The sequence below is a fragment of the Bacteroides sp. 1001136B_160425_E2 genome (assembly GCF_015559655.1).
Taxonomy (GTDB): Bacteria; Bacteroidota; Bacteroidia; order Bacteroidales; family Bacteroidaceae; genus Bacteroides; species Bacteroides luhongzhouii.
Map to the genome: position 1 here is coordinate 181,049 of NZ_JADMQH010000003.1, position 11,670 is coordinate 192,718.

Consider the following 11,670-nt stretch of genomic DNA (forward strand, 5'->3'; position numbering starts at 1 on the left):
TGGCTTAGAAAGTTAAGTTTATTCCTATATTATAGATTTTAATAATCGGATAAGAGTCAGTCAGCCCCGGTGTACATTCCGGATCCATAATTTTGAAACTGTCGAAAGTCAACAAATTATATCCGCTAAATTTGATACCTAATTGAGATATTCCCAGTTTCTTGAGTGCTTTCCGTTCTTTGAAGTTGTATCCGATTGTGAGTGTTTTCAATTTCAGGAAGTTCCCGTTTTTTACCCATAAAGAAGAGGTGTAACTGTTGTAGTCCATTGACTTGGTGGCAAAACGCGGCACGGTTGCTGTTTCAGCTGTTGCCGGTGTCCAGCGGTTATCAGCATGGAACTGCATCAGGGCATTGTTGGCATTGTTTCCGAATGGTTTGCGGAAGAAATAGTCAAGAACCAGTGAACGCTCGGTAGCGGCTGTCCAGTTCATGGAGAAGAAAAAGCCTTTATAGTCCGCTCCATAGTTCAAACCCCAGGTGTAGGCAGGACGTGTAGGATTACCAATGGCACGTTGGTCGTCATCAGTAATCAGACCGTCGCCGTTCAAATCGGTATACTTCACATCACCCGGAGATACATCCATGGTTGGTTTCGGGAGTCCTTCTTTTAGTTTGCCATCCTTGAAATCGTTGTCATTATAGAATCCGTCTGCTACGTATCCGAAGATTGTCCCGACGGGTTGTCCGGTTCTCCATTGGTAGGGTTCATTGGGTTCCACTTCATCCTGGAAGATAATCTTGTTCCTATTATAGGAAACATTGGCGTTGATATAGTAGTGAAGTTTGCCTTTAATGAGATCTTCCCATTTCAGGTCTATTTCATATCCATGGTTTTTGACACGTCCCATATTGACTACCGGCAAGTTGTCACTTGTCAGATTGGTGGTGATAGGAATAGTCTGTCTTTTAATGAGGATATCTTTCCGGTCTTCGAAGAAAATATCGGCACTGACCTTCAAACGATTGTTGAGGAAGTTGACATCAATACCGTAGTTTTGCTTCAAGGCTGTTTCCCAGCTTACGTTTGGATTACCGATGCGGCTTTCAATCGCTCCTTTTATCATGTTGCCATTATTAAAGCCGAAATTATACCCATTCTTGTAAGCGTTCCAGTAATCTTTTTCACCGGGTAACTGGTCTACCAGCCAAGAATTGGATAGATAGAGGAAACGGTTGTCACTGATATTGTCATTACCTACCAGGCCGATCGAAGCACGTAGTTTCAAATAATCCACTACTTTCTGTTTTTTCATGAATGCTTCTTCAGAAATCACATAACCGATAGAACCGGAAGGGAAGAAACCAAAACGTTTCTCCGGTGCAAAGTTCTCGGAACCATTGTATCCGAAATTGAATTCACCCACATAACGGGACTTATAATCATAAGTCAGACGTCCCACTAATCCTACATAAGCAGTCGGTACTTCCGTGAAAGTTTTGGGGTAGTATTTTTTGCTTTGGTTATATAATAAGAGCCCGCCAACATTGTGTTCGCCGAATTTACGGTTATAACGCAGACTTGCTTCAAAGTACCAGTCACGTCCTCTTGTGTTATTATCTTCACTGTAACTCAAGCGTTTGTTTTGACCGGATACACGATAGACAATCGTTTTGTTGTAAGATGGATCATTCATATCAAGTCCAGGACTTTCCAAAGCCGATTGGTAATACGGAGTATAGGTTTCTACCGAACCATAACGTTTCTGTTTAAACACATAATAAGTGTTATAGGCTCCTTTCGCTTCTACGGATAATCCTTTCGTGATGAAATCAAGCTTTTGGGTTAATTGCAAGTCCATATTCATGGTATTGCTGGTTGCCTGGTCATATCCTTGTCCGTAGTAACGTCCCAGTGCATTGTTGTCCATCAGGACGCCGTCATATTTTCCCGGGTCGGTCAGTACAAGTTTACCATCTATAACACCCGGACTGTTGAATGGCTGTGCCATATTGATAAGAGAGAATAATCCGTAAGGATAATCCTGGTCATTCGGTTCGTGAGTGATACCGACGATACCTCCTAAGCCGACTTTCAGTAACGTAGACTTGGTGATGTCAAGGTCGAGGTTACCCCGGTAGTTATATCGGGTATAGCTATAATTATTATTGTAATCCAATTCTTTAAATTGCCGGAAAAGTCCGTCCTGCCATAAAAAGCCCATGGAAATGAAGTAACGCACGCGGTCAGTTCCTCCACTTATGTTCAGGTTGTGCTGTGTCTGTATGGACGAGTTTTTCATGATATATTTTCTCCAGTTTATATTGGGATACATGATGGGGTCGTCACCCAAACGGAAGCGTTCCAGCGCATAGTCGTCGAAGGTATGTTTGCTCTTCCCGTCATTATCATTCATTTCATTAAATAAGGTGGCGTAGGTGTAACTGTCTGCCATCTTTAATATACGGGTAGGTTGCTGGACGCCGACAGAAGAAGTGATAGAGATTGTTGCCTTACCTTCCTGACCACGACGGGTGGTTACCAGGATAACACCATTGGCACCACGTACTCCGAATACAGCTGTCGCCGATGCGTCCTTCAATACTGTAACACTTTCTATTTCATTCGGGTCCATCTGGAAGAATGAACGTTCTACCCCGTCTACTAATATAAGAGGAGAAGAAGCGCCTTCTGTCAACGATCCTACTCCACGGATATAAATAGAAGGATCTTCTTTTCCGGGTTGTCCGCTGGTAGAGACAGAAGATAATCCGGTTACCTGTCCGGCTAGTGAACTTGCAATACTTGCATTGGGAGAACGGAGCAGTCCGTCGGTTTTAACGGAGGAGATAGCACCTGTTAGTGTCTCTTTCTTCTGCGTACCGTATGCCACTACCATGACTTCGTTTAGTGCATTGGCTACTTCTGCCAAGGTTACACTGACTTTTGTTTTGCCTTTAAGGGCAATTTTTTGTGTCTCATAGCCTACATACGAAATTTGTAAAACGGCTGTTTTTGCATCGGGAATATTCAATTTGAAATTCCCGTCAACATCTGTGATCACTCCGTGCTGGCTACCGACCAGTAATACGGTGGCTCCAATGACTTCATCCCCTCTTTCATCTCGAACATTACCTGTGACGGTAACTTGGGCGAAGATAAAAGATGTAGTTAGCAGCATGATCAATAACGACATGATTCGTTTGCTTTCTGGTACATGCATTTTCATGATTATTAAATTTACGATTAAAATGATACGCAAATCTCGTCACTAATCGTCCGTCCGTCTCTACTTACCGTACAAACGAGTGGCATTTTCCGTACAAATCTGCAATTTTGCCCTAAAATATCTAATTTAATCGGAGAATTATACAGAAAGAAGACTAATTTTGCATACAGAACCGGGACGATATAGTGTTTTATAACTAATACTAAATGATACGAATACACCATATGAGGAACAAGACGATAATAATCCGGCTATTTTTTCTTTTGAGCTTTGCCGTTTTTCCTTCGGCTTATGCACAGGATATGTCTTTCAATTATTTGACTACCGATAACGGACTTTCGCAATTTACCGTATATGCACTTTATAATGACGAATGGGGACAAATCTGGATTGGAACCCGGGATGGTCTGAATGTTTATAACGGTAATCGCATTAAAACCTATAAGGAGGAAAAAGGGAATCCGACCACTCTGTTGGGACGTACTGTCAGAAGAATTTGCGGCAATGGAAAGGGGCTGATATACGTACTTACCACAGAAGGAATCAGTAAATTCGATATGAAGACTGAAACATTCACTCACATTTCCGATAAACAGAAAGAGTGGATGACCGCTATTACTTATTGTGATGGCAAATTGTTTATGGGTACCTATGGCAGGATATATGAAAGAGAGGAAACGACCGGAGTACAAACATCCTATTGTAACTTTCCGGGACAGGTGTTGCCTAATTGTCTGTTGAAGGATAAGTCCGGACGATTCTGGATTGGCTCTTACAACGATGGCCTCTATGTCATGGATCCGGAGGGTAAAGAGGAACGACATCTTTTTGCGGGTACTTATATCTATAATCTTTATCAGGATTCTAATGGAGATGTATGGGTTTGCATGTGGGATAATGGTTTATATCGTATTTCCAAGAATGGGCAGATGACCCATTATCAAAGGGAGGCGGGAAGTATAAACAGTATTGCCGACAATTCCGTCCGCAATGTTTGTGAAGATGAACAGGGGAATTTTTGGATAGGCACTGAACGAGGACTGGATAAACTGGATAAGAAAACCGGAGTCTTTACTCATTTTACTACTACGGATGCTCCCGGCAGCTTAAGTGATTCTTCCATATTCAGTATTCTCAAAGATCATCAGGGAACCTTTTGGATAGGTACATATTTCGGAGGAGTCAACTATTTTAATCCCGATTATAAGATATATACCCATTATAAATTGTCTAAGAATGAATGCGAGGGGCTTAGCTCTCCCATTGTAGGGACTATTATTGAAGGAGAAGAAGGACAACTCTGGATTGCTACGGAAGGAGGAGGATTGAATCTGTATGATCGCCGGACAAAAGAATTTAAGTGGTACAGGCATATAGAAGGGATAAACAGTCTTTCACAAAACAAAGTTAAGTGTCTGTATTATGATCGTCAACGCAATTCTGTCTGGGTTGGTACCCATCAGGGAGGATTCAATAAATTGGACTTGCGAACCGGGCGTTTCTTACACTATAATGTGAATAAGGAGGACCATGCATCGGATGTGGTATTGAGTATCGTAGGTTATCAGGATAAACTAGTCATTGCCTCTTATGACGGAGTGTATCTTTTCCATCCTGAAACAGCTTCCTTTACCTTGCTGACTGATGTGCTGGCGCATTATCTTAAGATTGATTCGAAAGGAAGTCTCTGGATAGCGGTGGAGGGTAAAGGTGTGTATTGTTACAATATGGACACTAAAGAGTCTATACTTTATTCTTTTGATCTGAATAAGAAAAACAGTATTAGTGATAATATGGTTACCTGCATTGCAGAGGATAGGAACCAGCGAATCTGGCTAAGTACGATGGGAGGAGGACTGAATCTGTATCGTCCTGAAACAAATGATTTTGAACGCTTTACATCCAGGCAGGATGGATTGGGGAGTGACTGTGTGTACTCTGTTTGTGAATCTCAAAACGGACGTCTTTTATTGACTACCAATCAGGGGTTTTGCATTTTTGATCCGGTTAGCCGGATGTTCAGTAACTATAATCATGCCAATGGCTTTCCTTTTACTACTTTGAATGAAGGTTCTTTGTGCCAGACTAGGGATGGAGAAATTTTCCTGGGAGGAATGAATGGTATGGTTTCTTTCTATGAAAAACAGCTGAACATTGTCTACAAGCATTATCGGATTATTCCCGATCGGTTGTTGGTGAATGGAAATGAAGTTCATGTAGGCGATAATTCGGGGATTCTTTCGGTCTCTCTTTACGATGCTTCTTCTATCGTATTGAAAAGTAATCACTCGATATTCAGTTTCGAGTTTGCGGCATCCAATTATCTTCCGGCCAATAAAGATGAAATCGTTTATCGGTTAGATGGCTTTTCGAAGGACTGGACTAGCACACGAGGACAGAACACAATTACCTATACTAATTTACCTGCCGGAGAGTATACATTGTTGATTAAATCAATTGGTAAGAATAAAGCGTTTCAGGCAGATTACCGGCTGGATATTTGTGTGTTGCCTCCTTTCTATAAAACGACATGGGCGTATCTTATTTATATAGCAATTGCCGGCGGACTTTTATATTATGTAGTCAGGACTTATCAGACGCGTTTCCATCTTCGCGAATCATTGAAATATGAACAGCAGCATATCCGTGATGTGGAGGAGATGAACCAATCCAAACTTCGTTTCTTTACGAATATTTCTCATGAATTCCGTACACCGCTTACAATCATTATAGGGCAGATGGAGACATTGTTGCAGATGCAGGCATTTGCTCCTTCCATTTATAATAAATTACTGAATGTCTATAAGAATGGTATTCAGCTTCGGGAGTTGATTTCAGAGTTGCTCGATTTTCGCAAACAAGAGCAAGGGCACATGAAGATAAAAGTCCGCAGGCACAATTTGATTGATTTCTTATATGAAAATTATTTGCTTTATGCGGAATATGCGGCTACCCGGCAGATTGATTTCCGTTTCGTGAAGGAAGAGGAAGATTTGGAAGTATGGTACGATGCGCGGCAGATACAGAAAATTATTAATAATTTACTTTCTAATGCTTTTAAATATACGCCTCAATCCGGTGCAATTGTGATTCATGTCTACAGAAAGGTTGATGAAGCAGTAGTTGAAGTGCGGAACAGTGGGAAGGGGATTGAGTCGGAGGAACTGGAGAAGATTTTCACCCGTTTTTATCAGGTAGAGAAAAGCTCTACTGTATCTGAAGGTACTGGCATCGGTCTGGCTTTGAGCAAAGGGTTGGCGGAACTTCATCATGGAACCTTGACTGCAAACAGTATTCCCGATGAGGAAACTGTATTTACTCTTACATTAAAATTGGGTAAAGAGCATTTCACTGATGAACAGCTGGACGAAATGACAAAAAATGAAGTGGTGGCAGCAAAAACAGATGCGTTTCTTATCACAGGGCAGGAGGAACAGGAAGAAGAACCGGTAAAAGAACGTATCAGAGGAGCTAAAATGCTGATTGTGGAAGATAATGATTCGTTGCGTGAAATGCTGGCAGGGTTATTCTCACCCTATTACGAAGTATTGACTGCCGCTGACGGAGAAGAAGGGTTGCAGAAAGGCAGGGAGGAACAGCCGGATATTATTCTTAGCGATGTAGTGATGCCCCGAATGACGGGAACCGAATTGTGCAAGGAGATAAAATCAGATTTTGCCACCTGTCATATTCCTGTGGTACTTCTTACGGCCCGCACTGCGATTGAGCATACATTGGAGGGGCTGCGTACCGGTGCGGATGATTATATAACGAAACCTTTCCATACCAGTCTGCTTATCTCCCGTTGTAATAACCTGGTAAACAGCCGGCGTATCTTACAGGAGAAATTCAGCAAGCAACCACAAGCGCCTGCGCGGATACTGGCTACTAATCCTATGGACGAAGATTTACTGGAACGTACGATGGAAATTATCGAACGGAACATGGATAACTCTGAATTTAGTTTGAGTGAGCTGATTCGTGAGTTATGTATGTCCCGCACCTACTTTTTTCAGAAAATAAAAGGTATCACAGGACAGACACCTAATGAGTTCCTTTCTACCGTTCGCCTGAAACGGGCCGCTTTTTTGTTGAGAAGTGACCTGACGTTAAGTATCTCGGAAATCTCCGATAAGACCGGATTCAGCTCACCACGTTATTTTGGCCGTTGTTTCAAGGAAGCTTACGGAGTAAGTCCTTTAGGATATAGGAATAAGGCGAAAGAAGACGAAGAGCAAGGCGAAAAAGACGAAGAGTGATTGTTGAAGCAGATAACAAGGTGTGTTATTAACATTCCAAATTTATGAATGATATATTTGTATCCAATATTTACTGTTTATTCCAGCTGAAATCATTCATTTGTTTTCTTGTCTTTCTTGTCTGTTGAAAATAGTTTACCATTTATGCACAGACTCTTTTTTAGTTTATAATAAAAAACTTCATCGTTTATTATAAACGGGTCTGGAGTTTATTATAAACTCTCATCTACCGTTTTAGTAGTTTCTACTTAATTTTATGCAACAAAAAAAGCTGCAAACCCCATAAAAGTTTGCAGCCTTAGGCCTTCAGAGAATTATTTATGTTCTAGCTTTTACAAGAATCAGTTAAGCGAATTGTTGTAATATTATACTTTTCAAAAGTAGGGTATAGATTTTTATATAGATTTATGTCTTCCATGTTAAGCTTTAAATTATACGTTATGTCTACAAATATACAACAGAAAAAAGCGTTTGTCAAGTCTTCCGGATAGTTTAGCGTTCATTTAAGAAAAAGGTGAGAAGAAATGCGTTGTTTTGTACGCAGAGTTACCCTGTATTGTACGCTTTCGGTCACATGAAAACTCTTTCATAACCTACTTTTGTAACGAAATCTAATATAAAAGAAAGTAGTTATGAATAGAATCTGGTTTATACTTGTTGCAAGTCTGTTACTTTTGAGTTGCAGCAAGCAAACTTCCGAAAAAGAAGTTCTGCCCCGTACACAAAAAGAGAGAGTCAGGTGGTTTGAAGAAGCGCGGCTCGGTATAATGATCCATTGGTCATTGTGTACTCCGGCATCCGGTCGCTTTTATGGCGAGAAGGTGAGGAACTCGGAATATGCCGAATGGATCCGCTGTCATAATAAAGTGCAGAAGGCTGACTGGGACAAGATGGCGAAACGTATGCCTATCTCCGAAAAAGAGATAGAAGACTGGGTGATTGCTACCAAAGAGGGAGGATTCAAGTATCTAACTTTTGTGACAAAACATCATGATGGAGTCGCTTTTTGGAACTCCAAAGTAAGTGATTATACTTATGGAAACTTATCTGGTACTCATTTTGATGTATTGAAGTGCCTGAAGGAAAAGTGTGAAAAACATGGCATTATTTTGTGTGCTTATTATTCTCAATGGCTGGATTGGGGAGATATGAACGGACGTAATAATGACTGGGATTATGCAGATGAACAGAAACCTGATTTTGACAGGATTGCAGCCGGACGTGGAGAGGTTGATGCACCTTATCGGCAACTACCTACTGACGAAGCTTATGATAAATACTGGCGTGAGAAAGCAATGCCGCAAGTAGCCGAGTTAGTCAAAGATTATGGCGTAAAACTATTCTGGTTTGACTGTTGGCGTGCGGATCCTGTTGCCGAGGGACAGATGACGGAAAAACAGATGCGTGATATGCTTGCCATGATTCGCCAATTAGACCCTACAGTGCTGGTGAATACTCGTTTGGGAATTCATGAAGTGGGTGATGATGGAGTAGACTTCCAAACGATGGGAGATAATCAGTTCCCTGATCGACCGTTGGGGCATACTTGGGAAACAGCAGCTACCTTTAACCACACTTGGGGATATAACCGTGATGATCAGAACTGGCGTTCTACTACTTACTTTGTCCGTGAGATTGTGAAAGGGATATATAAAGGAGGAAATGTTATGTTGAATATTGGTCCCCGTGCCGACGGTTCTATTCCCCCGGAAATTAAAACCCGAATACGTGAAATTGGAGAAATGATACATAAGAATAAAGTCGGGTTTCATGGTACCTATCCTTCTCCTTTTGCAGAAGATTCACAAGATTGGGGGCTTATAACCCAACGTGCTGAAGGAGACAAAACGAAAGTCTATTTACATGTTTTTGAGTGGCCTTCGGATGGAATAATCCGGGTCAATGGACTGAAAAACAAAGTGCTGAAAGCACGTATTCCTTCTTTGGGAGATCAAAAAATCACATTTGTTCAGAAAGGATTATTACTCCATGTGCAGGGACCTGTACGTGAGCCGGTTGGCTATGATTCGGTTGTTGAATTGGAAGTTGAAGGAGGGGTGCAGGTTGAAAATGGCTTCTGTGGTGAAATTAATTTCGGAGGTATTCAGATGGGACAGGCGAAAGCCGTTTTGACAGGAGGAGTGGAACGTGCTATAGGGACGGATGTCACTGGTGTCGGCTATATTTCTCCGACTAGTATTCGTAAATGGAACTCTATGAATAGTCGTGCCTCTTGGAAAGTGTATATTCCCGAAAAAAGTGAAAGAGAGTTGACTATCTGTTATTCTTGTGATTCGCTTTCGGCAGGTCAGCCTTATCGGGTTGAAGTGGAAGGTGCGGGAGTGATTGAAGCAAAGACTTTAGCAGGGCCTAAAGGGTTTGAGGAATTCTATACCCGTCATTTGGGCAAGATTAAATTTCCACATGCCGGAATTTATACCATCCATGTCCGTCCTGCGGTTGCTCCCCGGAAAGAATTGTTTGGACTGAACTGGTTGTTCCTTGAGTAAAATTGATGATATATAATACCAAGAGATAAAACACTATGAATAAGAATTTCTTAGCGAGTCTGTCACTACTGATGTTAGTTGTCTCTTCTATAGGGGCGCAACAACGGCAGACACAGGATTTGATTTTGCAGTGGGGAAGTACCGATGTGCGTTATCCCCGTAATGAAGTTCCGGTATGGCAAGGAAACAAGCAATGGGAAACCAATGCATGGAAAGGTGAACGTGTCAATGCACAAGCCGTATTGTGGACAAAGCAATCTTTAAAGAATGTCCGTATAACTGTTAGCGACTTGAAATGCGGGAAAAATGTAATTCCTGCTTCAGCAACTACTGCTAGTTTTGTCGGTTATGTTTGGACGGACGAATTGAATAAGGATCGCAAAAGCGGCTGCAGTGACCGTCCCAATAAGGCTGACTGGGATTCTTCTCTCGTTGCGGATGTGCTTGAAGTCCGTAAATCACTGGATATTGAGGCGCAGTGTACGCAACCTCTATGGGTAAATATATGGGTGCCGCAAGATATTCCCAGTGGAGTTTATAAGGGAGCATTGACTGTCTCCGGAGAGAACTTTGCCGATATGTGCCTTCCGATGAGAATCAATGTACAAAAAAGAATATTGCCTGACCCTGCTCAATGGGTTTTTCATCTTGACTTATGGCAGAACCCGTATGCTGTGGCACGCTATTATAATGTTCCTTTGTGGAGCCGGCAGCATTTCGATATTATGAAACCCTTGATGCAGCAGTTGGCAAATGCCGGGCAGAAAGTTATCACAGCTTCGGTGATGCATCATCCATGGGCGGGACAGACAGAAGATCCTTTTGACAGTATGGTATTCCGTATGAAGAAAATAGACGGGAGCTGGGTGTATGACTATACCGTATTCGACCGTTGGGTAGAGTTTATGATGAGTTTGGGTATTGATCGTCAGATTAATTGCTATACATTGGTTCCGTGGGCCTTGAAGTTTGATTATTACGATCAGGCTACCAATCGTATTCGCTTTGTAGAAGCCAAGCCCGGTGAGGCTGCTTATGAAGACTATTGGTTTAGTTTTTTAAAGGATTTTGCAGGGCATCTACGCCAGAAGGGGTGGTTCGAGAAAACGACTATTGCTATGGATGAGCGGGAAAAAAGTATGATGCAGAAAGCGTTCGATTTGATATTTCGTGCTGATGCCGGATATAAAGTTTCCGGTGCCGGAGACTATTATCCGGAGATAGAACCGAAAATGTATGATCTTTGTCTGGCATACGGACATACGTTACCGGACTCGGTAAGGGAAGAGCGGAGGAGGAGTGGAAAGCTCTCTACTGTATATACTTGCTGTATTGAAGCCTATCCCAACACTTTTACTTTCTCCGAACCGGCTGAAGCCAGTTGGCTGATGTGGCATGCTGTTGCCGGAGGATATGATGGTTATTTGAGATGGGCATACAACAGTTGGACGAAAGATCCGCTTCATGATTCCCGTTTCCGTTCTTGGGCAGCCGGAGACTGTTATCTGGTATATCCCGGGAGCAGTAGTATCCGGATGGAACGTTTGGTGGAAGGTATTCAGGATGCTGAAAAAATCAGAATACTCCGTAAGGAGTTTGCAGAGAGTGGCGAGGCGGCTAAACTGAAAAAACTGAATCAGACAGTGGCCGGTTTCATGCCCGAAAAGTTGAATGGGCAAAATGCGTCACAAATGGTTCGTAACGGTAGAAATCTACTTAATACTTTTTAAAT

4 protein-coding genes are annotated in these 11,670 nt (G+C 42.0%); 3 read left to right on the forward strand and 1 reads right to left on the reverse strand.

Annotated features, from left to right (window positions below; all coding sequences use genetic code 11):
* Window positions 1-4: 4 nt before the first annotated feature.
* Window positions 5-3,121 (reverse strand): SusC/RagA family TonB-linked outer membrane protein, encoded by a 3,117-nt coding sequence (locus I2I04_RS04060; RefSeq protein WP_185911629.1) that lies wholly within the window; start codon window positions 3,119-3,121, stop codon window positions 5-7.
* 272 nt (window positions 3,122-3,393) lie between these two features.
* On the opposite strand from I2I04_RS04060, the gene I2I04_RS04065 reads away from it, so the two are divergent.
* From I2I04_RS04065 to I2I04_RS04075, 3 genes are all read left to right on the forward strand, one after another.
* Window positions 3,394-7,428: a two-component regulator propeller domain-containing protein gene (locus I2I04_RS04065; protein ID WP_195654376.1), complete on the forward strand. Its 4,035-nt coding sequence runs from the start codon at window positions 3,394-3,396 to the stop codon at window positions 7,426-7,428.
* Between the two features lie 632 nt (window positions 7,429-8,060).
* On the forward strand, window positions 8,061-9,938 hold the full coding sequence (locus I2I04_RS04070; RefSeq protein ID WP_195654377.1) for an alpha-L-fucosidase: 1,878 nt from the start codon (window positions 8,061-8,063) through the stop codon (window positions 9,936-9,938).
* A 71-nt stretch (window positions 9,939-10,009) separates the two neighbouring features.
* Entirely contained in the window at window positions 10,010-11,668 is a 1,659-nt protein-coding gene (locus I2I04_RS04075) for a DUF4091 domain-containing protein (RefSeq protein WP_317192939.1), read from the forward strand.
* Window positions 11,669-11,670 lie beyond the last annotated feature (2 nt).